Annotated in this window: 25 protein-coding genes and 2 tRNA genes; 16 read left to right on the forward strand and 11 right to left on the reverse strand. The window is 30.9% G+C overall.

The features are described from left to right. Complete coding sequence (locus P0R33_RS08420) at nucleotides 1–342, reverse strand: hypothetical protein (RefSeq protein WP_276175017.1); 342 nt, start codon at nucleotides 340–342, stop codon at nucleotides 1–3. 903 nt (nucleotides 343–1,245) lie between these two features. Next, nucleotides 1,246–2,073, reverse strand: coding sequence for a hypothetical protein (locus tag P0R33_RS08425; protein WP_276175018.1), 828 nt, complete (start codon nucleotides 2,071–2,073; stop codon nucleotides 1,246–1,248). Nucleotides 2,074–2,462: 389 nt separating this feature from the next. On the opposite strand from P0R33_RS08425, the gene P0R33_RS08430 reads away from it, so the two are divergent. Beyond that, nucleotides 2,463–3,758 carry a nucleoside hydrolase-like domain-containing protein gene (locus P0R33_RS08430; RefSeq protein WP_276175019.1) on the forward strand — a complete coding sequence of 432 codons (1,296 nt, stop codon included), beginning with the start codon at nucleotides 2,463–2,465 and terminating at the stop codon, nucleotides 3,756–3,758. A 117-nt stretch (nucleotides 3,759–3,875) separates the two neighbouring features. On the opposite strand, the gene P0R33_RS08435 is transcribed toward P0R33_RS08430, so the two are convergent. Further along, a complete protein-coding gene (locus tag P0R33_RS08435) occupies nucleotides 3,876–5,888 on the reverse strand; it encodes a M13 family metallopeptidase (protein WP_276175020.1) in 2,013 nt (670 codons plus the stop codon). A 268-nt stretch (nucleotides 5,889–6,156) separates the two neighbouring features. Here P0R33_RS08435 and P0R33_RS08440 point away from each other — a divergent pair, with 268 nt between their 5' ends. Together P0R33_RS08440 and P0R33_RS08445 are read left to right on the forward strand one after the other, a co-directional pair. Continuing rightward, nucleotides 6,157–7,293 (forward strand): helix-turn-helix transcriptional regulator, encoded by a 1,137-nt coding sequence (locus tag P0R33_RS08440; RefSeq protein ID WP_276175021.1) that lies wholly within the window; start codon nucleotides 6,157–6,159, stop codon nucleotides 7,291–7,293. 88 nt (nucleotides 7,294–7,381) lie between these two features. Then, a complete protein-coding gene (locus P0R33_RS08445; RefSeq protein WP_276175022.1) occupies nucleotides 7,382–7,918 on the forward strand; it encodes a porin family protein in 537 nt (178 codons plus the stop codon). 60 nt (nucleotides 7,919–7,978) lie between these two features. Here P0R33_RS08445 and P0R33_RS08450 read toward each other — a convergent pair whose 3' ends face one another. Then, nucleotides 7,979–8,437: an SRPBCC domain-containing protein gene (locus tag P0R33_RS08450; protein ID WP_276175023.1), complete on the reverse strand. Its 459-nt coding sequence runs from the start codon at nucleotides 8,435–8,437 to the stop codon at nucleotides 7,979–7,981. Between the two features lie 222 nt (nucleotides 8,438–8,659). Further along, a complete protein-coding gene (yiaA, locus tag P0R33_RS08455; protein WP_276175024.1) occupies nucleotides 8,660–9,133 on the reverse strand; it encodes an inner membrane protein YiaA in 474 nt (157 codons plus the stop codon). A gap of 128 nt (nucleotides 9,134–9,261) precedes the next feature. Between yiaA and P0R33_RS08460 the strand changes: the two genes are divergently transcribed. From P0R33_RS08460 to P0R33_RS08475, 4 genes are all read left to right on the forward strand, one after another. Further along, nucleotides 9,262–9,777 carry a hypothetical protein gene (locus P0R33_RS08460; RefSeq protein WP_276175025.1) on the forward strand — a complete coding sequence of 172 codons (516 nt, stop codon included), beginning with the start codon at nucleotides 9,262–9,264 and terminating at the stop codon, nucleotides 9,775–9,777. Between the two features lie 11 nt (nucleotides 9,778–9,788). Continuing rightward, the gene (locus tag P0R33_RS08465) at nucleotides 9,789–10,778 is read left to right on the forward strand and encodes a hypothetical protein (RefSeq protein ID WP_276175026.1); all 990 of its coding nucleotides are present in this window, start codon (nucleotides 9,789–9,791) and stop codon (nucleotides 10,776–10,778) included. A gap of 284 nt (nucleotides 10,779–11,062) precedes the next feature. Continuing rightward, nucleotides 11,063–11,134, forward strand: a tRNA-Glu gene (locus tag P0R33_RS08470). A gap of 114 nt (nucleotides 11,135–11,248) precedes the next feature. Then, nucleotides 11,249–12,448 carry a PQQ-binding-like beta-propeller repeat protein gene (locus tag P0R33_RS08475; RefSeq protein ID WP_276175027.1) on the forward strand — a complete coding sequence of 400 codons (1,200 nt, stop codon included), beginning with the start codon at nucleotides 11,249–11,251 and terminating at the stop codon, nucleotides 12,446–12,448. Nucleotides 12,449–12,594: 146 nt separating this feature from the next. Here the strand turns inward: P0R33_RS08475 and P0R33_RS08480 are convergent, their stop codons facing one another. Continuing rightward, nucleotides 12,595–12,840 carry a hypothetical protein gene (locus tag P0R33_RS08480; protein ID WP_276175028.1) on the reverse strand — a complete coding sequence of 82 codons (246 nt, stop codon included), beginning with the start codon at nucleotides 12,838–12,840 and terminating at the stop codon, nucleotides 12,595–12,597. A 296-nt stretch (nucleotides 12,841–13,136) separates the two neighbouring features. Here P0R33_RS08480 and P0R33_RS08485 point away from each other — a divergent pair, with 296 nt between their 5' ends. Both P0R33_RS08485 and P0R33_RS08490 read left to right on the forward strand, forming a co-directional pair. After that, complete coding sequence (locus P0R33_RS08485) at nucleotides 13,137–14,402, forward strand: putative DNA modification/repair radical SAM protein (protein ID WP_276175029.1); 1,266 nt, start codon at nucleotides 13,137–13,139, stop codon at nucleotides 14,400–14,402. Further along, nucleotides 14,402–15,178: a TIGR03915 family putative DNA repair protein gene (locus tag P0R33_RS08490; protein ID WP_276175030.1), complete on the forward strand. Its 777-nt coding sequence runs from the start codon at nucleotides 14,402–14,404 to the stop codon at nucleotides 15,176–15,178. The genes P0R33_RS08485 and P0R33_RS08490 overlap by 1 nt, the downstream gene beginning before the upstream one ends. 4 nt (nucleotides 15,179–15,182) lie before the next feature. Here the strand turns inward: P0R33_RS08490 and P0R33_RS08495 are convergent, their stop codons facing one another. Both P0R33_RS08495 and P0R33_RS08500 read right to left on the reverse strand, forming a co-directional pair. Beyond that, on the reverse strand, nucleotides 15,183–16,655 hold the full coding sequence (locus P0R33_RS08495; protein WP_276175031.1) for a glycoside hydrolase family 130 protein: 1,473 nt from the start codon (nucleotides 16,653–16,655) through the stop codon (nucleotides 15,183–15,185). A 180-nt stretch (nucleotides 16,656–16,835) separates the two neighbouring features. Beyond that, complete coding sequence (locus tag P0R33_RS08500; protein ID WP_276175032.1) at nucleotides 16,836–17,081, reverse strand: hypothetical protein; 246 nt, start codon at nucleotides 17,079–17,081, stop codon at nucleotides 16,836–16,838. 407 nt (nucleotides 17,082–17,488) lie between these two features. Here P0R33_RS08500 and P0R33_RS08505 point away from each other — a divergent pair, with 407 nt between their 5' ends. The 6 genes from P0R33_RS08505 to P0R33_RS08530 all read left to right on the forward strand — a co-directional run bounded on the left by P0R33_RS08505 (nucleotide 17,489) and on the right by P0R33_RS08530 (nucleotide 21,857). Continuing rightward, entirely contained in the window at nucleotides 17,489–18,037 is a 549-nt protein-coding gene (locus tag P0R33_RS08505) for a DUF4494 domain-containing protein (protein ID WP_276175033.1), read from the forward strand. Between the two features lie 144 nt (nucleotides 18,038–18,181). Further along, entirely contained in the window at nucleotides 18,182–19,708 is a 1,527-nt protein-coding gene (locus tag P0R33_RS08510) for a glycosyltransferase family 39 protein (RefSeq protein ID WP_276175034.1), read from the forward strand. A gap of 3 nt (nucleotides 19,709–19,711) precedes the next feature. Further along, nucleotides 19,712–20,236 carry a DUF4269 domain-containing protein gene (locus P0R33_RS08515; RefSeq protein ID WP_276175035.1) on the forward strand — a complete coding sequence of 175 codons (525 nt, stop codon included), beginning with the start codon at nucleotides 19,712–19,714 and terminating at the stop codon, nucleotides 20,234–20,236. 91 nt (nucleotides 20,237–20,327) lie between these two features. Next, nucleotides 20,328–20,400: transfer RNA gene (locus tag P0R33_RS08520), tRNA-Met, on the forward strand. A 228-nt stretch (nucleotides 20,401–20,628) separates the two neighbouring features. Further along, nucleotides 20,629–21,009 (forward strand): hypothetical protein, encoded by a 381-nt coding sequence (locus P0R33_RS08525; protein ID WP_276175036.1) that lies wholly within the window; start codon nucleotides 20,629–20,631, stop codon nucleotides 21,007–21,009. Between the two features lie 329 nt (nucleotides 21,010–21,338). Beyond that, the gene (locus tag P0R33_RS08530; protein WP_276175037.1) at nucleotides 21,339–21,857 is read left to right on the forward strand and encodes a hypothetical protein; all 519 of its coding nucleotides are present in this window, start codon (nucleotides 21,339–21,341) and stop codon (nucleotides 21,855–21,857) included. Here P0R33_RS08530 and P0R33_RS08535 read toward each other — a convergent pair. Both P0R33_RS08535 and P0R33_RS08540 read right to left on the reverse strand, forming a co-directional pair. Next, nucleotides 21,848–22,135: a hypothetical protein gene (locus tag P0R33_RS08535; RefSeq protein WP_276175038.1), complete on the reverse strand. Its 288-nt coding sequence runs from the start codon at nucleotides 22,133–22,135 to the stop codon at nucleotides 21,848–21,850. The two genes, P0R33_RS08530 and P0R33_RS08535, sit on opposite strands and share 10 nt — an antisense overlap. A 53-nt stretch (nucleotides 22,136–22,188) precedes the next feature. Beyond that, on the reverse strand, nucleotides 22,189–22,818 hold the full coding sequence (locus tag P0R33_RS08540) for a hypothetical protein (protein ID WP_276175039.1): 630 nt from the start codon (nucleotides 22,816–22,818) through the stop codon (nucleotides 22,189–22,191). Nucleotides 22,819–23,114: 296 nt separating this feature from the next. Between P0R33_RS08540 and P0R33_RS08545 the strand changes: the two genes are divergently transcribed. Next, nucleotides 23,115–24,209, forward strand: coding sequence for an exopolyphosphatase (locus P0R33_RS08545; protein ID WP_276175040.1), 1,095 nt, complete (start codon nucleotides 23,115–23,117; stop codon nucleotides 24,207–24,209). 106 nt (nucleotides 24,210–24,315) lie between these two features. Here the strand turns inward: P0R33_RS08545 and P0R33_RS08550 are convergent, their stop codons facing one another. Next, complete coding sequence (locus P0R33_RS08550; RefSeq protein WP_276175041.1) at nucleotides 24,316–24,621, reverse strand: hypothetical protein; 306 nt, start codon at nucleotides 24,619–24,621, stop codon at nucleotides 24,316–24,318. Between the last annotated feature and the right edge of the window lie 414 nt (nucleotides 24,622–25,035).

Here is a 25,035-nt window from a genome sequence, read left to right on the forward strand (position 1 = left end):
TTACAATGTGACATTTCCGTTAACATTTCCAATGTTTACTTGTTTTTCAATGTTACCAGTATTATTTATTGTTTGATTTAGAGTATCAATTTTTGTTTGTGAATTGACAATGATTTTCTCCAGCTCGCTCTTTAATTCTGCATCTTCGTTTAAGACTTCAATTAAAGTAGATTGAATATCTTCCTTATCCATTGTTTCAATATCTTTCCCCCTCTTGACGAAAGGTTTTTTTAGAAGATTCCAAATATCCTCTCCAATCTTTTTTGCTGAACCTTCTCCAATTTTCTCTATAAATGGGGAAGCTAATGCTAATGCTGTAGTCGCTAAATTAATTATTTCCATTTTTTTATATTTTATACTACTCTAAATTAACACAGAAAAATCAAAATTTATAGTTTACACTATTTTTAATACTTAATTTAAATAAAACTTCAATCCAGTTCTTCAAAGCAGAATTAATACATCTTATTTAAAATTTTACAGAGACATTTCAACAGAAAACTTCATTTATCCCCCATGTATCTTAAGCATGTCAAAAAAAGGAGAGATTATTTTTGCTTGTAAAAGTCGTCTTTAGTATTTACATAATTACACGTATAAATACCTAATTTTGATTAAATAAATTTTAATATTTTAACTTCATAAATTTCTCTCAAAAAAAGCTGTGATACAGGAGCAATGCTGTTTAAACTATAAGCTTTTAACCAATCTTCATTCTTGCTTAGAATTTGTTCATTCAGCAAAAAACCTTTTAAACTAAGGTTCAAGGCATTGAAATAATTAATTAGCTTCTCACATACGGATTTAGTTTAAAAACCGAATCTTACAAACTGCTGTTAATGGCTGTTTTCTTTTTCAAGCAACTCTAAAATTTCATTATCTTGAAATGAGATATGTATGATAAATTTCAAGCATTATTTATTTTCAAATTTATAATTTTTACATTAAAATAATCAAAAGTACTTTTAATTTGATTGATATTTTTTAGAACTTATTTAAAGGCTATACAAACATAAAACACAGAAAAATTAGGATGCACATTCTAAAATACGATAATAATCCATGATAATTTGGTTAGATAATTGATTGCTTCCCGCTACTAAGACAAAAAGCTTCAGAGAAATCTGGAGCTTTTTTGTTTATATTAGATTTTTACTTAAGCTTAAGCAGATTGCGGGTGCGAAGTCGGAGACATTCGCACAGCGTTTCATAAGACACTCTTCAAGGAGTTGGAAAACTAAAGGGTTAGTGCTTTTCAGGTTTTGTAATTCTATATTTTAAGTTTCTCTTTTCTTTCAAAATCTTTTCCGCAATTATACCTTTTTGTTCATAAGTCACCTTACTGATCCAGTTTTTATTGTTGTCATATTTGTACACATACTTAAAAGTTGCTAACTCGTCACATGATAGACACGTTGGTTTTAATTCTTGAGTTATATCGCCAAATTCGTTTTTTACAACTCCATCAACTTTAAAATTAACATCATTATTTAAATTAAGTTTTAAGACAATGGTTTTACCAAACTGAATTTCCCGACTGTTAAACACTTTAATTAAAACTTCATTCTTGTTATAATTATATTCTGCAATTTCATATCCAACCAAAATATTATCACGATTATACGAGGTGATCTTAACTGGATATCCATTTTCTGTCTGAACAATAAACCTATCCTCTATTTTACCTCCATTTCCAATTAACTCAATTCCTACCAAGTTTAATAACTCAAAACGAAAATTGGTCGTAGTTAATGAATATCCTAATGAATTATTCCATTTTTCATCTTTTATCTGTATCAAATTATCAAGGTTATCATACTCGTAACTCATTCTTACACTCAATTCACCTTCTGTATCTAATCCTATCATTTTTGTAACAAATCCTTTCGGATTATAATAATAGGTCCGATTATATATGCTTGTTCCTGATTTCTCAAAATATGTTTTAGTCTCATTAATCTCTGAAACAGTATTATCATTTAACTTATAATCGTTGACAAGTATTTTCTGTATAGTCTGTCCGATACAGCTTATTTGGTAAAAGAAAAAAATGAATAAAATCGAATGTTTCATATTTTTTAATTTTCTCTCGTATTGTAAGATTTTTAACAAAATAAGTAACTAATTATATGCGAAATAAACATAAAAAACACTCTATTTCACATTGATAAAAATTACAAGCGTAATACTTTATTTCAAATAAATATATTGATAATTCTTTTACATTTAATACAAACCAATAATAATCTTCAAAAATCGGTTAGATAATTAAATGCTTCGCAAAGCAAAAGCTTTAGAGAAATCTGGAGTTTTTTTATTTCTATTTATCCTTATTAGCCAAACACTTTTTTATTCTTTAAAATCAAAAAAACAGGTATAACTTAAAACATTTTAAAATTCGTTATAAAAGCTCTATATTAGCAATTGTAATCGATTACATTAATTTATAAATTAATCAAATCATGAAAGTAAAATATTATTCTATTTGTCTATTAAGCCTTTTCATTACTTCTGTTTATGGACAAAAGCCAGTACCTGTAAAACCCAGAATACTTATTAGTACAGATATTGGCGGAACAGATCCAGATGACAATCAATCCATGACGCATTTACTAATGTATAGTGATAAATTTGAAATTGAAGGTTTAATTTCGTCTCCATCTTATGGAAATGGAAGCAAACAGAAAATAATTCGAATGATTGATTTATATGAAAAAGATCTTCCGAAACTTCAAAAACACCATTCTGGATTTGCATCTCCTGATTATCTGCGTTCTATAACAAAACAAGGCTATCACGGAAATGTTTCTTTTATTGGTTATTCGAAAGCCACAGAAGGATCCGATTGGATAATAAAAAGTGCTCAGAAAAAAAGTTCGCAACCTTTATGGATATTATGCTGGGGAGGTTTAGAAGATTTAGCACAAGCTCTACACGATGCGCCAAATATTCAGAATAATATTAAAGTGTATTGGATAGGTGGTCCAAATAAAAAATGGAGCGCGAATAGTTATGCTTATATTGTTGCCAATTTTCCTAATTTATGGTTTATCGAAAACAATTCTTCTTATTATGGGTTATTTTCTCCTAGTGATGAACCTGATAATGTGGTTATTTCAGATTATTATTCCAAACACATTAAAGACAAAAGTTTTTTAGGAAAAGATTTCATCAACTATTATAAAGGAGAAGTCAAAATGGGAGACACACCTTCCCTGCTCTACATGATGGATGGCGATCCCAACGATCCAACACGCGAAAGCTGGGGATGTAGTTTTGAAAAATTCAATTATAGTCCCCGAACGGTACTTGACAGAACAACAACTATTAAAGACACAATAGCTTTCTGTTCTATAATGGAACTACGATTTAATGTACCAAAATCAAAAGCAAAAAAAGAATCTATAGGCTTTTGGATGGAAGTTCCTTATGGAAAAACAATTCAGAAATGGCCAGGATATTATATCGGAAATGATGTTTATGCCATAAGATATATTCCTAAAAAAGCAGAAGTCTTAAATTATAAATTGTCTTCTGATATTCCAGAAATTAACGGACGAACTGGCGCATTAGTTGCAACAAACTTATGGCCTGGAAAAAAGAGTCAAAAAGATTATCAATTAGGCAATAATTGGTTTACAGATAAACACGATTCGGATCTTTATTTTGGTAAAATTCAAGGAGGAAAAACAATTTCAAAATGGAGAGATGAAATTTTATTAGACTGGAGTAAAAGATGGGAATGGTTAAATGACTGAATCTAGAATTCCTTTACTAATCAAAATCTTAAAGGGTTTTACAATAAAAAAGCTTTAGATTTCTCTGAAGCTTTTTTATTAAACATTCACGAACAAGATGCTCATGCAATAAGATTACTACCAAATCGTTATTCTGTCTTTCTCTGGTAAAAACATTTTATCTCCTGCCTTTACATTAAATGCATCGTAAAAAGGCGTCGTATTCATTAGCGGACCATTAACACGCCAATTTGGTGGTGAATGTGGGTTATTGTTAATCCACAAACGTAAGAACTCGTCTTTCATTTTTACTCTCCATATTCGGGCTATAGAAATAAAGAAACGTTGATCTGGAGTAAAACCGTCTATTTTCACATTTCCTTTTCCTTGTTCTGTCATTTTAAAAGCATCATAAGCAACGGCTATTCCGGCAATGTCTGCTGTATTTTCTCCAACCGTCATTGCTCCATTAATGTGTAAATTATCTAAAACAGTATACGTATTATACAGATTGATAACTTGTTGTATTCTAGATTTAAACTGTGCATAATCTTCTTTTGTCCACCAATTTTTCAAATTACCATCTTTGTCATATTGAGCGCCTTGATCATCAAAAGTATGAGTTATTTCGTGACCTATAACCATTCCGATTCCACCATAATTAAGCGCGTCATCTGCATCATTATCAAAATACGGAGACTGTAAAATACCTGCAGGAAAAACAATTTCATTTGCTGTAGGATTGTTATAAGCCGTAACGGTTGGTGGTGTTGTATACCATTGTGATCTATCAACCGGTTTTCCCAATTTTGCTAATTGAAATTGATATCCAGCCTTAGCAGCCGAAACCACATTCTCAAAATAGGTGCCTCTAGCGACACTTACATTACTGTAGTCTCTCCATTTATCTGGATACCCAATTTTCTTTGTAATGGCGAATAGTTTTTCTTTAGCTTTTTGCTTCGTAACAGGACTCATCCATTGCAAATTATCGATTCTTTTAGCGTAAGCTTTTTGCAAATTATTCACAAGAACCAGCATACGTTTTTTAGCATCTTCTGAAAAATACTTCTTCACATACAATTCTCCCAATGCTTCACCTAAGTAATTATCAATAACATTAGCCATTTTTTCGCCACGTGATTTTTGAACAGCTTGTCCAGAAAGCACTTTTGTATATTCGAATGAAGCATCTACAAAAGGTTTGCTCAAATAATCTGCATATCTTTCTATAGAATTTGCTTTCAAATAGATTTTCCAATTATTTAATGGAATGGTTTTTAAAAGTTTATTAAGAGCATCATAATAAGCTGGCTGAGACACATTAATAGAATCTGTCTTTGCCCCTAAATTATTTAAAAAAGTTGTCCAATTTATGTTCGGATGTCTTTTTACAAGATCTGCTACAGCCGTTTTATTGTAATTTGCCTGCACATCTCTAAGTTCCACTTTTGTTTTGTGCGAAACAGCGAGTTGTTTATCAATACTGTAAACCAAATCAGCATTCTTTTTAGCCTCACTAGCATTACTGCCTGTTTGTTGAAATAATGCGGTAAGGTATCCCTTGTAGGCTTTCTGTATAGCAACAGTCGACGAATCTGATTTGAAATAATAATCTCTGTCTGGCAACCCTAAACCTGTTTGATATATTTGGGCAATATTCATGCTACTGTTTTTATCATCGGTTGATACTCCAAAAGCTATAATAGAAGAATTGTCTGCTTTTACTTCATTAACTACAAAATTCATTAGAGAAGGTAAATCGTTAATTGCTTCAATTTTAGCAAGCAAAGGTTTGATCGGTTCAAAACTGCGTTTCTCTATGGTTATAGTATCCATACCGGATGCATAAAAATCTCCTACTTTTTGCGCAATACTTCCTGCTGGATTCTTGCTTTGCGAAATACTGTCTAATATTCCTCGCAAGCGAATTCGTTGCGGAAAATTCATAAACATATAAGCCCCCACTCCTGTTTGAGACGCAGGTATTGATATCGAATCATACCATTTGCCATTTACATATCTAAAAAAGTCATCACCAGGGCGTAAAGTAGAATCTATTCCTGTAATCGCAATATTTTTTTTTCTTTCATGCTTTGAACACGCTGTTAAAGCTAAAAATGCAATAAAGAGCAGTAATGATTTTTTCATAATCAGATGGTTCTATTAAAATGAATATAATTTCGGATAATTAATTTAGTAGAACAAGATAATAATTCCGTTTTAAATTATAAAGTTTTTCTTAAAAGAGCCATTTAATAAAATCATTACAATTTTAGTTAATCATTTCTTAATCTGTAAAAAAATTCATTCGTATTACTATAAATTCGCCAAGCCATTTCATATGAAATACGCTACGTTTTATAAAATACCATAATATCCAAAAAGCAAATTTTAAACCAACTTTTATCTTAAAAAATTGATTTATATCACATTTCTAAATATCGCTATTTTTCAAGGAATCGTTTTAGGCTTCATTATTTTAAAATCACCTCTGTTTAATAGCACTTCAAATAAATATTTAGCAAGCGCTATATTTACTCTTTCTATACTTTTGTTAAATCTGGTTTTTGAAATTGGAGAAGTCTATAATTCTTTTCCATTTCTACACTTTATTGACGATATTGAATGGGCATTTCTTCTGCCTGTTTTTATCTTTTTCTTTATCATAAATAAAGTAGACCACCGTATTAAAGAAAAGAAAATTCTGTTACTTTTATTTCTCCCATTTTTATATTCCGCTATACTCAATATTATTTACGATCTTGATGAAGTTGCTGGTTTTTATACAATTCCTGATTCTGGTATTGCAATAATTGACAAGCTGAGTCAAATCGAACTTTTTCTTGCATTTACTTTTATCCCTTCTTTATTATTTTATTCATTCAGCTTCATTAAACACTCTGAAGACATACATGAAAAAAGATGGCTATTAATCTTATGGTCGATTGTTTTTACATTATTATTTTTATGGGTTATAGTTCTATTTGTTGCGATATTTTTCAAATATGATGTTTCGTTCACAATGAAGATTCTCGCCTTGTTTGGAACATTCTTAATTCACTGGACCACTTATGTTGGAATTTTTAAATATAAATTGGCTGTAGACAAACTTGGCATTCATAATTTTTTAAATAAAGATTTAGCAGTTTCTTACAGCAACTTCGAGATTGATAGTATTCTTATAAAAGAAGAAAACAATGAATCTATAACTCCGGATAATATTTATTTTCAAAAACTTGAATTTCTATGTAAAGATCAGCACATATATACAGACAGTACATTAAGCAGAGAAAAAATTGCTGAAGAATTAGGCATAAGTGCTGGTTACGTTTCTCAGATTGTAAATACGATTACGGGAGATAATTTTGCCAATTATATAAATAACTATCGAGTTGAAGCTGTCAAGGAAATGATCTCCAACCCAGAATATGAAAATTATAATTTGCTTGCAATGGGATTAGAATCTGGCTTTACTTCAAAAACTACTTTTTACAAAGCCTTTAAAAAAATAACCGGCCAAACCCCAAATGAGTACAAAAACGCAAGTAAATAAGTACCGATTTGTACAGTTTTAAGCTTTTGAAACCTTTTCTAATTTTTCTTATCCCAATTTTGGCTTCAAATAATTCAAAACACTTTTTATGAAAAAAATTTTATTGTTAGCTGTTTTTACAGTTTTAGGACTTGCAAATGTTAATGCCCAAGAAATTAAATTTGGAGCTAAATCAGGTTTTAACTTTTCAACTGTCAACGGAAGTAACACCAATAACATTGATTATGTAACATCGTATCATGTTGGCGTTGTATCGGAAATTCCAATTTCTGAAAAATTTTCTTTTCAACCCGAAATAATGTATTCGCGTCAGGGATATAGCTTCAATACCGATGTTATTGCTATGAATTATCTGAATATTCCATTAATGGGAAAATACTATGTAACAAAAGGATTAAGTCTTGAAGCTGGACCACAAATAGGTTTTTTACTTTCTGCTAAAAACGAAGAAATAAAGGTAACAAACTCATACACTACTTTTGATTTTGGTGCTAATTTTGGTGTAGGTTTTAAACTAGAAAACGGACTTAATTTTGGTGTAAGATATAACTTGGGAATAACTAAGGTAGATACTGACAATAGAAATGGAGCATTTCAAGTATCTGTTGGTTATTTCTTTTTATAAAACTAATAATTCAACTTCATATAAAAACTGCGCAAAATCGGAGACATTTGCGCAGTTTTCTTATTTTTCTGAAATCTCTTTTAATTTCTCCAAAGCTTTTGGATAGGTGTTTTGAAAATAATCCAAATATTCGTCAATAGTATCCATATCTACAATCACAGTTGTAATGCCGTTATTTTCCTGAAAGGTATAATTTTCATGTCCTCCCGCCCATTTTTCTACCTCTTCGCCTGTTGTCACTTCAGTATCTCCGACCAAAAATCCGTAATGTCGAATGGAAACAAAATTGGCTGGTTTGTGTTCTGCAATTTGTGAAATCATTCCGCCTTTTTTACCATTTTCATCAACTCCAACAAAAAGGATTTTGCTTCCTTTGTCCCAACTTCCCTCATAAGTAGAAGTCGGATTAAAAGTGGCAACCCAATATTCGTATGTGGCCTTGTCTTTTAAGCCAAGCATCGTTTCATAAACCTTTTGAGCCGATGCGTTAATTTCTTTTTTGAATTGTAATTTTTGCATTGCTTTTTTTATTTAGTTTTTAATCCGTTAGATCAAATTTACCAACTTAAATTCTTTCTGCATATTAAGTTACGCAAAATTGCAACTAAGAAACTATAAAACAATGTTTTAATCTTATTTTTAAATTTTAAAAATCATTTAAAAGACAAAACATACTTACTATATTAAATTTAGAAAACCCCAAAACTGCACAATTTGTGACAGTAATGAGGCCCGCTAAAACTATATATTAGCCGATTCAAATTGCTTCAAATCTCTGGTGTTTTTTTGTACAGCAAGAGCAGAAAAAAGTCCGAGTACGAAAGACATTCCGAAAAATCCTTTTTCGCTAAGTAATAAATCAGCGTTCCAAAGACCAATGATCAGCAATACGATCGAAGCTATGGTACTAAACCAGCTTATACTGTAATATAAATCGGTTACAGGTATACCTTCTAGCCTATCTCTAACACTTTTTTGTACAGATATTACAGAGAAAAGTCCGAAAAGGAGAATCGTAAAATAATATCCTTTTTCATTGTAAGCCATTGCAGAATTATAAAGTCCGATACAATATGAGGTCATCCCTATAAGTAATGTCATCCAAGATGCGCCGACAAAAGCCGCACTTGGTTTTAAAGGACTACTTCCATTATTTAATCTTGCATCTTTTGATTCTGAATTGTTGTTTAATTCATTTGATTTTAGCGGTTCCATAATTTTTATGTTTTATAATTATGAAGCAAATGTCAGCAGGAATAAGAAATTTTAAAAATCAATTTACATAAAAAACTGACGATTTAAAACTACATTTTTATTACTTTTATCATTATAAAACAATATTTATGAATGCGCTTCAAGAAATAACAGATATAATGAATGAAACTGATAAAAAGGGATTCATACAATATTTATCAAAAAAAAATAAACGTAAAGATGTTAGCAACATAGATTTATTCGAATCATTAAAAACTGACGATATAAATAACAAAAAAAAGTTTTTAAAAGATAAAAAAAGCACTGATGCTTATCACGCTTTGAGAAAAAGACTTTATGACAACATGATTGATTTCATGGCAAATAGAAGTTTTGAAAATGATAGTTCGCAAGAAAACACAGTACTTCGTCTTCTTGTTGTAAGTCGTTTGTTTTTTGAACATAAGCTTATAAAAACAGCTTTTAAATGTTTGGTAAAAGCCGAAGAAATCGCATTGGATATTGAGCATTTCAGCCTTCTCAATGAAATCTATCTTACTCAGATACAATTTGCTCATTTTAATCTTTCAGAACCAATTGAGAAAACAATAAACAAGTTTAAAACAAACAAAAACGGCTCGAATATGAGCAACAACTTAATTTAGGTTATGCCGTTTTGCGCCGCGAACTTGCCGCTATTTATCACGAAGGCAGAATTGTAGATTTTCAGTCTATTATAAAAAATACCATTGAAACACATGGAATATCTTTAAAACAAGGATTAACCTTTAAATCTCTGTATCAAATATTATTTATCGCCAATGAATACGCTTCTATAAACAACAATTATGCGCTTGTACAACCTTTTGTCATAAAAAGCTATCGATTTATCAGCAAAAAAACCAATCAGACAGACAGACATTTATATTATCATATTTTCATCTTGTATTTTATCGCTAATTACTATTTCCGAAACGGACAATTTAAAGAGTCATTAAATTATCTAGATTTGATGTTTATGGAGCTTCAAAAACAGGCTGGCAAATATTATCAGCGTTTCTGTCTTAGGTATTTTTTATTATTAGCATTTAATCAAAATTATATTGGTAATTCTCAAAAGGCAATAGAAATTGCCGAAAAAGCGCTTTCTACAAACAAAAAAGCAGATCCAAACGATAGTAATGACATTCGTCTTATGCTTATTGTTTTTTACATACAGCAAAATGCGGGACGAAATGCTGTAAAAGAAATGGCAAAATTAAGTCATACAGATAGTTGGTACGAAAAGAAAATGGGAATGGATTGGACTATAAAAAAATGTCTTGTCGAAATCCTTCTTCACGCACAGCAAGAAAACGCAGAACTAGCCTTGTCTCGAATAAAGAGTTTTAAAAGACGATATAAAAAATATCTTTTAACCGTAGATGAAGAACGCGTTATACATTATCTTCTTTTTATAGAGCAATATGTAATGAAACCTGAAATTATACAGACACAAAAATTTCAAAATTCACTTGAAGCTTTTATAATTTCGGCAGAAAACGGTCCAAAAGATATTTTTATAATGAGTTTTTTATCTTGGCTACTTGCAAAAGTAAGACGAAAACCGGTTTACGAAACAACTTTGGAGCTTTTAAAAACCTATTTTCTTACTCCAGATTTTTAAGTAACGTAAAAAACTAAGCAAGAATTTTCTTTAAAAACTAAAAAAAATATCAATTTTATTATTTTTTTTTCTCAATAAAAGACACAAAATTTTTTTATACTATTTTTAAGAAAAGCAAAACAAATTAATTATTAATCAAACAAATACATTTTATACAACTCAATTTCTTTGTTTCTAATTTTCTTCAAAAATTATATTTTAAAAATATTCAAAGAAAATTTTTCTTAAAAGTCTCTTGTACAATTCAAAATTAATTATAATTTTGCACCCGCATTAGAAAAGCAGGTCCGTTCGTCTATCGGTTAGGACGCCAGGTTTTCATCCTGGTAAGGGGGGTTCGATTCCCCCACGGACTACTTCTAAAGAGAAAAGCTTCAGAGAAATCTGGAGCTTTTTTTGTTTATATTTACTCCGCCTAAAATGTTTGAGAAAAAATCATAATAAAAACAACACTGAAACCAAATCTAGTGATGAAACAAAAACTTACTGCCCTTTTATTTGTATTTACTGTTATAAACATCTTCGCCCAAACGCCTGCGAGTAAAACTAATTATTCAAACAAATCTTTGACTGCGACAGATATGGTGACTAATAAAGCCTTAAAACCGCTTAAAAAAGTTTCACTAGATGATGCATCAATGCTGATTTATGATTATGACGGTTCTCTTTTCTCATGGGATTTAGATGCAGAAACTATTGTTTGGACTGTAAAAGCAACTGATGCTAGTTCTGAAATGTGCGCCAATAAAATAACATTGCAAGATGGCGTAGTTTATGTTCCGTTTATTAATGGTGAAATTTTCGCCATAGACAATCAAACTGGCGCTGTTTTCTGGAAATCAAGATTAGGTTCTATTACAGATCAAATTGTTTTAAAAGATCAAACTCCAGTTGTAAGCAATGGAAAATTGTTCATTATTGCTCAAAATCAAAATCAGAGCAGTAACTTATATGCTCTTGATTTAAAAGACGGCAGTTTAGCATGGAACTACAAATTTGACACTGCAATTAATGATACTACACCGCTTGTTTTTGACAATAAAATCTTCACACAAAGCGGATCAAATGTTTATGTTTTTGAGGCTAACACAGGAAAAGCAATCAGCCAAAAAACATTTGATGAGCAAATGACAGGAAACTTTGCAACAGACGGTCAAAATGTATTTATTGCAAGTGAAAAAAATAATCTTTTTGCCTTAAATCCGAATAATCTAGAAATGGTTTGGCAGTTTAAATTTGATGAAAATCAATACAATATTAAAGAGCGTATAATTTGCAAAGACAATAAAATATATGTTGGAGCACAAGGATCTCAAGTTTCTTCTTTGTATGCTATCGATTCAAAAACCGGAACTCAGCTTTGGAAAACCGATTTTAAAGACGATAATATCGAATACATTGTTAAAGAAAATGAGAATATTTGGGGTTATACCCGCAAAAAAAAGCTTTTCGAATTGGATTTAACCAATGGCGAAATTGCATTTGAAGCAAAACTAACAACGCTTCCTATTTCAAATTTTGAATTTCCAAAAGAAGACAATTTATTGTACTATTATTGCGATGCGGGATTAATTCAATTTGATTTAAATGAAAAAGACGAAAACATGTACTATATGCGAACTTCTCTTGCAGATAATCCGTATAGTGCTTATTTAAAGATAATTCGATAAATAATTATTATTAAAAAAGCTTCTGTTCTCAGAAGCTTTTTTTGTTTTTTATAAAATAATAATGAAATCCGAAAAACATATTATTCCAATGCAAAGCTATGCCTCATAAAAAAGCACCCGAATTTGCAATAGAAAAGCCAACGCTTTTAAGCGGCCTTTTTCGTCATTCTTTTTTTACACTCTAAAATTCTAAGCTGATTTTCGGCACAAAGAAGATGCTCTTTTGCTCCATTTTTTTGAATTTCGATTAAATAATGAAAATCCCTTTCTTTAGTAGTAGATTTTATTATTAATCCTTTTTTAAAATCCATTTTTCTCTCTACCACTGTGGCAGTGTAAGATCTCCCGCTCAATGCAATGTAGGTTACATTTTGTCCTTTTAAAAATTTCATCGTTTTAGCTTTTCAGTTAAATAATGTTCGTAAATGCTAATAAGACAAAATCGATCTTAAGGGGGATTAATCAATTTTTTCTTTAGAGGTGCAATATAGAAATATTGAAAAATTCGATACCCCGTATTTATACCTGTTTTTACATTTTGAAAAGTTAAAATTTTGGAAGTCCATTTTTTTTGCTTATAGAAAATTTGATACAATTTAGAACAATCGTTTTCAACTCCTTTTTAGGCCAAATGAGTAGTTTTGAAAGAAGGATAATCCTTTTCAAAAACAACTAAAATTCAGGCAAAATGGTACATGAAAGAGTGATGGAAAAACTGGCAATTTTAGCAGATGCAGCCAAATATGATGTTTCTTGTTCATCTTCTGCAGGTCAGAACAAGCGAAAAAATCAAAACAAAGGATTGGGCGACACTGGAAACGGAATTTGTCACGCCTACACAGAGGACGGACGCTGTGTGTCACTTCTAAAAATCCTTTTAACCAATCATTGCATTTTTGATTGCGCTTATTGCGTTAGCCGAAAAAGCAACGATATAAAACGTGCTGGTTTTACGGTTCAAGAAGTTGTAGATCTTACCATTGGCTTTTATAGAAGAAATTACATTGAAGGTCTTTTTTTGAGTTCTGGCATTTTTGATAATCCAGATTATACAATGGAACGTTTGGTTAGAATTGCAAAGAAATTACGACTAGAAGAAAATTTTAATGGGTATATCCATCTAAAAGCAATTCCAGGCGCAAGCGACGAACTCATAAAAGAGGCCGGAATGTACGCCGATCGTTTAAGCGTAAATGTTGAAATGCCAACAGAAAAAAGCTTAAAATTATTAGCGCCAGAAAAAAATCACGCTGATGTAATTAAACCAATGGAATATCTGAAAAACGAAATTGTTGGCCATAAAGAAGAAAAAAAATCAAATTTTAAAGCGCCGCTTTTTGCTCCAGCCGGGCAAAGCACACAAATGGTAATTGGCGCAACTCAAGAAAATGATTTAGAAATTCTCGGAATGGCTAATTATTTTTACGAACAAATGAATATGCGGCGCGTTTATTATTCAGGCTATGTTCCAATTAGTTACGACAATAGACTTCCTGCAATTGGAACTCCGGTTCCGATGATTCGCGAAAACCGTTTGTATCAAGCCGATTGGCTAATTCGTTTTTATGGCTTTAATGTAAATGAAATTGTCGGTTTTGATCAGCCGAATTTAGATTTGGATATCGATCCGAAATTAGGATGGGCTTTGCGAAATTTACATCAGTTTCCTGTCGATGTAAATTCTGCAGATTTAGAATTAATTCTTCGTATTCCAGGAATCGGAGTTACGAGCGCCAAAAAAATTGTCAGCGCAAGAAAATTCAAAAGATTACAGCCAGAAGATTTGAAAAAATTAGGAATTGCTTACAATCGTTCGAAATTCTTTGTGGCATTTTCTTCTCCTTTTTATTTGCAGAAAGATTTGACTTCGATTCAAATAAAAGAACAGATTTTGAATATTCAGAACAGCAAGTACCAAAACAATTTTTCTAATCAGCTTTCTTTATTTCAATAATGACACTTATAATCTACGACGGAACTTTTGAAGGCTGGCTTACAGCTGTTTTTGAGATTTATGAATACAAATTCGAAGATGTCTTTTTTGCTAAAGATGAAAATTCTAATGCCTTATTTTTTTCAAAAACTCATTTTGTTGAAACCGATAATGCAAAAGCGAATCGCGTTTTGAAAGGTTTAAAACAACGCCTTTCACCAAGCGGAATTACCAATATGTATCATGCTTTTTTTTCTGAATTGCCTCAAATCGAAGAAAGTTTATTTCGTTTTGCGACCTATGTTTTTTCAAGTTCAAAAAACATTGAAGGAGATTTAAGCAATAATGCTGTTTTAAATATTCAGAAAGCTGCTCATTTAACCGGGAAAGAAAGCCACAGAATGAAAGCTTTTGTTCGTTTTAAACTAACAAAAGACAACTTATATTACGCCATTGTTGAGCCCGATTGCAATGTTTTACCGCTTATTCAAAAACATTTCAAGAATCGTTATGCAGACCAGAAATGGCTCATTTATGACACCAAACGCAAATACGGCATCTATTATGATCTTGAAAATGTTTCAACTGTCGAATTAACTTTCGATTCTAATCCTTCGTCTTCAAAATTTCTAGCCGAAATTTCAGATGAAGACGAAGAATTTTTCCAGAATTTATGGCGAAATTATTTTAAAAGTGTAAATATAGAATCCAGAAAAAACACCAAACTTCATGTTCAGCACATGCCAAAACGCTATTGGAAAAATTTAACCGAAAAAATACCTAACCTAAAAAAATAGAATTCTATTTGTTGTTACTTCTCTTCAAAGCATTTAATAATTCCTTCATATCAACTACTCCATAAGTCGAAGAATAATCGGAAACCGCATAAGGTAAAATCAAACTATTATTATGAATAATTGCTCCGCAAGAATAAACCACGTTTGGCACGTAACCTTCGCGTTCGTCTTCTAACGGAGAAAGCAAAGGTTCAGAAAGTCTTCCAATTTCTTTTGACGGATCATCCAAATCAAATAACGAAGCGCCAATGCAATAACGACGCATTGTACCAACTCCGTGTGTAATTACAAGCCAACCTTCATCTGTCCAAAGTGGCGAACCGCAATTTCCTATTTGTGTTAATTCCCAGGTAAAACGAGGTTGCTGCAACAGAATTGGCGTATTCCATTGCGTGGCTCTGTCTGAATACATAATGTAATTATTAACACCGTCGATTCTCGCCAACATAGCGTATTTGCCTTTTATTTTTCGTGGAAATAAAGCCAGATTTTTATTTTGTGCACCTTCGCCATGAAGCGGCATTACTCTAAAACTGTAGAAATCTTCGGTAGAAATTAATTTAGGCAGAATTGTATGCCCGTTATAGGCTGTATACGTTGCCATTACGCGAACAGAATCGTCATCATCGACAAAACGAACGAAACGCGCATCTTCAATTCCACGGCTTTCTGAATCGGAAATTGGAAAAATAACACGTTCGGTAATATCAGAATCGTGTTTAAATTGTAAGTCATAAAATGAATTTGCCAGCCATAAAATTTCCTGCAATGCCGTTTTGCGTTCTTCTCTATTTGTCGGATCGCTCAAAGCACTCGTAAGCATATTTTTTAAAATTGCGAATTCAAACTCTTCGGGAAGATCTTGCATAATCTGGACAATGTATTTGTCCGTAGTATGCATTTCAGATAATTTGGTTAGAAATCGTTCTTTATTAAATAGCGTTTTATGTTCAATTTCGGCTTTATCAATATGATTACCGATTTTCATTATTTGAAGATTATTATCTCGATCTAAAATTCCTCTTCTAAAAACAATAGACGAAATATGACCTTCGCCCGTGGCGCGAAAAGAAATAATAACACGTTTTTCTCCAAATTCTAAACCCGTTTGATCAAAATCTTCTACAATTGATGGGTTAAAAATGGCCGCAGATTCAATCGCGTATTCCATTGTACAATAAGAACCAATAAGCATTTTTCTGTCTAAAGAAAGCGAATCAAAATCAATTTGCATTTCTTCTATAATAGGTCTTATTCTTTCACAATGTCTAAAAAAAACTGCCGAAATATTTCTGTGGCGTCTTGCAAATTCGCGAAGCGTTTGTTCTAAAGTCTGCAAAACTTCTTTTTCTTCGAGCGTCATTATCCGAAGCACCATTTGTTGGGTTCGTTCGATGCCATTCATAAAATATCTGGCAACAACTCTTCTGGAATCTGGTGTAAATTTTATACTTTTTCGAACTACTGATACTCGCATAGTGGCATTTTTTAAGAAAATAATATTAAGTGAATGATTTATTCTACAACAAGTTAGTGATTTTTGTTAAAGAAAAAAACTTAATTTTTTATTAAAACTTCGAATTCATCGAATATGCCATGCTTTTTTGGAATAAAATTTAAGGGAAATAAAAGTAAAATTCGACTATAAAAAGCGGTTTTAAAAATTGATTTCAATAATACTGTTTACGTGCTCGATAAAAGCTTCAGTATTTTTCATTTCTTGCTTTATCGTCAAATGATGATCGGCTAAATTATATTGATCAATCATATCTTTTTTTAAATATTTTATCATCGATTCCAGACTGCGCGTATCAGTATCAGATTGTCTTTTTAATTCGCGCTGTTTGCTTTCCAGATAATTTAAAGTCTCTTTTAACTTTTGAACGTTTAATTTTCCTGTCATAAACTACTGTGGTCAAATTATAAAAAACAATGGCTAGGAATGCGGTAAGATTCTGTTCTTCCAAAAACTACTATCTTTTGAATTTGCCTCATTCCCAACCACTGTATTCCCACACTTACGTTCATTTTGAGAATTTGGTTTTGAGTAAAATTCATTTTTTTTAAAGTTTTAAATACACAAAAAATAAAACATTGAAAAACAATTATTTACAAGAAAAAATCAGTTTTATTTTTTTATAATTAAAAAGGAATGAATACGATTACAAAACATTTCGAATAAAAAAACACAACTTTCACAATCTCAAAACATTACCAAAAAGCAATCAAAATTGTGAATATCTATTTCGATATTTAACTATTTATTTTCCTGTAAAATTTATCTTTGGCATCCTTAAAATTTATAAGAAGATGAGTGTAGTTTGGTACGAATGCAAAGTAAAATATAGAAAAACAGACGAAACTGGCGGACAAAAAGTATTAACAGAACCTTATTTGGTTGATGCTTTGTCTTATACAGAAGCTGAAAAAAGAATCAACGAAGAAATGGCAGCTTATATTAGTGAAGAATTTAAAATCACGAATATAAAAGTGGCAAATTACGCCGAAATTCATCCGTTTGAAAATGCAGACAGATGGTTTAAGTCTAAAGTTTCTTTAATTGCTTACGATGAAGAAAGCGGTAAAGAGCGTAAAACGAGCATGTATATGCTAGTTCAAGCAAATGATGTTCGCGAAGCGTTTGACAATACGATTCATGTAATGAAAAATACAATGGGCGAATATTCTATTCCTGCAATTTCAGAATCACCAATTATGGATGTTTTTCCTTATTTCAGTGGCGAAGAAGGAGAAACAGAAATGCTGGAAAGATTTAATGCTTTAAAAGCTTCAAAACCAGAAAGACCAGAAGAAGAAATTGTCGATTACATGGAATTTGAAACCGCAACAGAAGAATAAAAATTCACAAAAGCTTCAGAGAAATCTGGAGCTTTTTTTATTTGTTTCAACAACGTTGCCAACGTTTTTCACATCAAAATAAATCTTATATTCGTAACACCATTAAACTGACTTGAAACCACTTACCACAAAACCAAACACTTCATGACCAAAAAAACACTGATTTTAATCGGGTTTATTTTTTTAAAATTTATTTTGCAATATGTTTTAATTAGTCCCGAATACGATTTACAGCGAGACGAATATCTGCATTTAGATCAAGCCAATCATATTGCTTGGGGATTTTTATCGGTTCCGCCTGTAACTTCCTGGTTTTCTTGCATTATTTTGTTACTTGGAAACTCTGTTTTCTGGGTTAAGTTCTTCCCTGCTCTATTTGGCGCATTGACTCTTTTGCTTGTCTGGAAAACAATCGAACTTTTAAAAGGAAATCTTTACGCTTTGATTCTAGGCGCTTTATGTGTTTTATTTTCGTGTTTATTGCGACTTAACACGTTATATCAACCGAATTCTTTAGATGTTTTGTGTTGGACAGCAGTTTATTATGTTCTGATTCGATATATCATTTCTGAAGATACAAAATGGATTTATTTTGGAGCTATTATTTTTGCTTTCGGTTTTTTAAACAAATACAACATCCTCTTTTTACTATTCGGATTATTTCCTGCCATTATACTTTCTAGACAAAGAAAAATGCTGATAAAAAAGCAATTTTATTTTGCCTTAATTTTTGGTCTAATGCTCATTCTACCCAATCTGGTTTGGCAATACAGAAATCAGTTTCCGATTGTGCATCATATGAGAGAATTGGCAGAAACGCAATTGGTAAATGTTGATTTGGCAAGTTTTATAAAAGAACAGATCCTCTTTTTTATTGGCGGTTTATTGGTCATTTTAGCTGGACTTTATGCCGTGATTTTTTATAAACCTCTCAAAAAATTCCAAGTCTTTTTTGCTTCGTTTGTTTTTACTCTTTTCATTTTTATTTACTTCAAGGCAAAAGCGTATTATGTAATTGGTTTGTATCCGATTTATATTGCTTTTGGCGCTGTTTTTTTGTCTGAAGTTTTAAACGAAGGCTGGAAACGTTATTTAAAACCAGTTTTTATTGCTCTTCCGATTTTATTTTTTATTCCGATGTATGACATTGTTTTTCCAAATAAAAGTCCCGAATATATAGTTGCACATTCTGAGAAATACCAAAAACTAGGAATGCTTCGTTGGGAAGATGGAAAAGATCACCAATTGCCTCAAGATTTTGCCGATATGTTGGGTTGGAAAGAATTGGCAAGAAAAACAGATTCTTTGTTCGCTCTGATTCCAAACCAAAAAGAAACTATCGTGATTTGCGATAATTACGGACAAGCCGGAGCGATTAATTATTATTCGAAAAAAGGAATTAAAGCCGTTTCTTTCAATGCCGATTATGTAAATTGGTTCAATCTCAAAATTCAATACAAAAATCTTATTCGTGTAAAAAAATTTGACGAAAACAACGAAGAATTGAAAGAAACTGGTCCTTATTTTGAAAAAGCCTTTATTGGCGGTCAGATTACAAACCAATATGCAAGAGAATACGGAACAACAATTTTTGTTTTTACGAATGCTAAAATCGACATCAATAAACGATTGGAACAAGAAATTAAAGAAGAGAAAAATTATAAAAAGTAATAAATGATTGATTTCACCGACATTTCTTATTTAAAAACAGGAAATCAGAAACAGCAATCGGCATTTGCGGTTTTAACGAAATACCGTGTTTTAGAAAATCTTACAGATTTTGATCCTATTCTAGTCGGTACAATTCCGATAAATATCGACGTAGAAAATAGCGATTTGGATATTATCTGTTGCTGGAAAAACAAATCAGAATTCATAGAAAAAATTAAAGGTTTATTTGCGCAAGAAAGCCATTTTACCATTCGAGAAAATCTAATTAATAATCAAGAATCTGTTATTACAAACTTCCATATTGACGGTTTTGAAATTGAAATTTTCGGACAAAACATTCCTACTCAGGCGCAAAATGGTTACAGACATATGCTTGTTGAAGCTCAAATTCTTCAGTCAAAAGACGAAAACTTCCGATTAGAAATCATTAAATTGAAAGAAAGCGGCATAAAAACGGAACCTGCTTTTGGTTTGTTACTAGGCTTAAACGGAAATGTTTACGAGGAATTATTAGATTATAAAGTCTAAGAAAAATCACGTTTTTGAGCTGTTCTAAAAAATAAAATACAAAAATAGCTTGCAAAACCGCATTTAGTGTGTATCTTTGCACCCGAAACATCGCGGGATAGAGCAGTAGGCAGCTCGTCGGGCTCATAACCCGAAGGTCACAGGTTCGAGTCCTGTTCCCGCTACACAGACTAAAGCTTCAGAGAAATCTGGAGCTTTTTTGTTTATCTTAGATTTTTACTTAAGCTTGATGCAGATTGCGAGTGCGAAGTCGGAGACATTCGCACAGCGCTTTCATTAAACTCCTCGAAGAGCGGGGCTTTTTTTGTTTATCTTAACAATCATGATTTCAATCTGCTCACGAGCGGGACGCTCAAGCGAGCAAAGGAAATAAACAAATACGATAATAGACTATGAAAAATAGTAAGATTGTAATTATAATGATGATATTGGGACTTATTTTCTCAATATATTTTTTGTCAGCAGATTCAAAATCACAAAAAGAATTAATTGAAATTAACACTGCAACTAGTGTCAAAATGAAAATAAAAGTTGCATACAATGAACGAGGAATTTATATTTTAAATGATAAGTTTTTTGTCCGTAGCGATACTCATATTTTAGGAAATGACTATTCGATATCTAAAGACAAGGCTATTTGGAGACCTACAAATAAAAAATACATACCTAGTATATCCGACATTTCTGCTCCTTTTGAAATTTATAAAAATAAAAATAGTGACACATTAACTCTTATAAAAGGTAATAAAAAAATCATCCTATTACTTGAATAATATTCGAACCTAATTTAATATTGTTTGATATTTATTTTATATAAATCATCCTGAAAATGTCCCATTAGGCTACTAAGTAAAAGCTTCAGAGAAATCTGGAGCTTTTTTGTTTATCTTAGATTTTTACTTAAGCTTGATGCAGATTGCGAGTGCGAAGTCGGAGACATTCGCACAGCTTTTCATAAGACACTTTTCAGAGAGCTGGTATTTATAATATGGCAAAAATGCGCCAATAGGAACACGTTGCAAAAAGTAAATATATGACATGCCTAAAAAAAATATTTTTAGTAATTCCTTTTCTCCTCATATCTTGTTCTAGCAGATTATACGTGGAAAATTATGATTCCATAAATGCATTTTTAGACACTCAAAATCTGAATAAGAATAAAGTGTATATTTTACAGAGTGATAAAGAATTAAACAAACAAGCTCTAAGAATTTTTAACGGCGGTGAAGGAAGCAAACATATTACTTATCCAACAGATTCCATAGACTATACAGACGGTTTATTTGTCGAAAAACACTGGAAGAAAATGTATAAAGAATATGCTGGTGATACTATAAAAAAATATTGGAAAAAGGAAGATTTTCCTCATTACAATTTCATTTTAGAAAAAGGAACCGGTTTAACTTTAAAAGAATCTTTTCTAAGAAAGCATAAGGATAGTAGAATTAATGAAATGATTATCCTTTCAGAACCAATGCATTACAGGAATAAAAAATACATAATTTTTTATTATCTAAAAATATATTTTGAAAGCAGTGGAACTTCTCAAGTTGTTATTATGAAAAAAAACAAAAGCAAATGGGAAGTTGTCAAAATAGTTGGAGATTACATTTACAAATAACTTTTACCGTAAATTTCAAAAAGAATAATTAAAAACCAAGTAATCCCAATAATCACAATACTCATTCCGAAGATTTTTCTTTTAAATTCAAAAACTTCTAATAAACCAAATAAAATTAATAACGGAGAACATAACCAAACTTGAATATAATAGTGATATGGCAACAATGGTAAGCTACCGAAAATAAGATAATTTTCAACAACATATATAACGATAGGATACAAAACAATACCAATTAGAAGAATAATTATTATATCGATAACTTTGATTAATCTCATGTCTTAATTCTTTTACAATTTTAAAAATCCTTTGTTCGCGCTAGCAAATGTTTTTACTTCAATTTTTGCTCTGTCGATTTTATTTGCACAAAGTCTTCAGATTTAGTAAAATACTCTAATCCTAAAACTAAAAGTATGGCACTTGCATTATATACTTTCTGCATTATGATAGCCCAAGCCAAATAACCAAATCCAAATAAGATAAAGAAACAGTAAAAAGTCAATAAGCAAATAATGCAAAAAAATTTAAGAAAATGAAGTTTTGACTTTAGCATAAGTATAGTAATTATAAATAAGCCTATCAAGGTTAAAACAATCGATATTGTTCCTACGTCGTGCAAAGGTGTTGCTATCAAAAAAATAAATAAGATGTTAGCAAAACCTATATATTTTAAAATATTAGCCCAACTTGAAACTATTTTTTTTGACATATGAATAAAAAATACGCCATAACCAACTGACTGAAAAGCCACTCCGATAATCGCCCAAACTCTACCAGGATTTTCTAGACCATTTATGGCTTTTGTCGCAAACAAATTGCTAACATAATTTTTTGACCAGCCAAATCCAATAGAATTTTTGTCGAGTAATGAACCTCCTGGATAAAGTGAAGCGGCTATTACTATCAAAATAATTGAAATGACCATACATATCAAAACCGAGTATTTCTTGATTGTTTGCATAATTATTATATCCTTGCATTTGTTTATTAACCAATACATTATTTGCATCACGTTAATTTACAACTAATCATTAACTTCAGAATCTATTTAACTCACATCACAAATTTCATAAAAAAACTCCCATAATCGAACATGATTTTTTTGATTTTTCATTCTTCAATGTTAAGTTTCAGAGAAATCGCAAACTTTTTGCGTTATTTTAAAAAAGGAGCATTTAAAAAATGATTTGGTATGAGTATCTTTGCGCTCGAAAATACCTACTGAACATTCTTTATTTTAAATTATATTATAACACAATGCTTACAAAAAACAAACCCCAAATTTTACTTTTTATTCTAGCAAGTTTCTTTGTTTCTATTCATTCATTCTCTCAAAAAAGCATTTATGCTGGAATTGAAATCGGACGTAGAGCTATAAAAGTTTCTGTTCTTGATGTAAATAATATCAGAAAAGCCGATTACAAAATTCTTTCTTTCTGGACAGATAGAATTCCATTTGCAGATCATATCGGTGCTAACGGTCAATTGACTCCAGAAGACATCAACAAAACAAGTGTTATTGTTGTAGATCAATTGAAGAAAATTAGAACCGATTATAAAATTCTTGACGAAAATATCTTTATCGTTGCGGCACCCGTTTTTGCTTCTGCAAGCAATGTTGATGTTTTGAAAAACAAAATCAAAATGTTGACAGACAAAAATCTTGATGTTTTAAATGTTAATGAAGAAGCTAAAACGTTAGTAAAAGGCGCTATGCCTCCTGTTGATTATGCTAACGCTTTCCTTTTAGATATTGGAGCTCAAACTACAAAAGGCGGTTATATTGATGAACTTGAGGATAACAAATTAGAGTTTGTTCCTTTAGAACTAGATTTTGGAACGATGACACTTACAGATGCTGTAAAGAAAACGGTTGTAAATCCAAATCAAGCAAATGATATGTCAACATATCAGGAAAAATCTTTTGATTTTAATCCGATTCTTCGCAAAAAAGTAAAAGAAATGATTGATGCAAATCCGCTTTTGGCTAAAAAAGATAAAGTTTATTTATCTGGTGGAGCTGTTTGGGCTTTTTCAACGTTGTATTATAATGAAAACGTAAAAGAACATTATATTACTTTAACAATGGAAGACATCATTAATTATGATGCTATTTTAAAGAATAATTTTAACAAGTTTACCAACCTTGCTAAAACGAATAAAGAAGCAGAGAGAGTTTTAAAAACGTATGATCAGGCATATCTTATTTCGGCAAACAATATTTTGACAACTTGTCTTGAAGGTATTCCAAATTTAAATGCAAAGAAAGTATACTTCGTAAAAGACGGACAAGTTACTTGGCTGATTTCTTATATCGCAGATCGTTCTAAAAAAGTAAATACTAATTTTTAAGTATTTGTCTTATCATAAATTAAAAAGCTTCAGATTTCTCTGAAGCTTTTTTTATATAAAAAAAGACCATTTTTAAGATGGTCTTTAAATCTTATTTTGAGAAAAATTATGCTCTGAATAAAGCATATTTATTGTGGTTGAACAAAACTCTATCATAAGGAACATAAAGCGAAACAATCTTTTCTGATGATTCGTCAAATTTGATTCCGTTGTGCTTTCTAAACAAATAAATTTCTTTTAAGCAATTTGAAAGACTTTGGTGAATTTCAGTTGTAAAAGTTGGTACTTTTTTATCGTTTACCAAAAGATCAATCTGATAATTTGAACTACTTTTTGATAAATTATTACCAATAATTCTAATCGTAAAAATTGCAGATTTTCCGTATTGTTCACCTTGATATTGTAGTGTCATAATTTCTGTTTTTTATTGGTTAGTAATACAGCCGATCACTCGGCTTTCTCTCTTAAATGTTTATATTAAAGTTATAAAATTTTTAGACAAACATAAAAAAACCTTTCTAAATTAAATGTTATTTTTTTTGAAATATCATGCGTTCTAAAAAAACAAAAAACCGTAAACGAGTTACGGTTTTGCAATTAACTAAATATATTTAATCAACTTTTTTAACGAGTGTAAAATTCATTCATAAGCACGATTAATTTTGGGTAACAATTGTAATTTATTTTTTTGGTTATGTTTGTGCTAAAAGACATTTCTGCTTTTGTTTTCGTTTAGAAAAATATCGAGATTTTCCACAGAACGATTTTGTCTCTTAATTCGTAGGCTAAATTATGGATTTCATAGATATAATACTCATAATGTCGA

This window comes from Flavobacterium sp. YJ01 (assembly GCF_029320955.1).
Lineage (GTDB): Bacteria > Bacteroidota > Bacteroidia > Flavobacteriales > Flavobacteriaceae > Flavobacterium.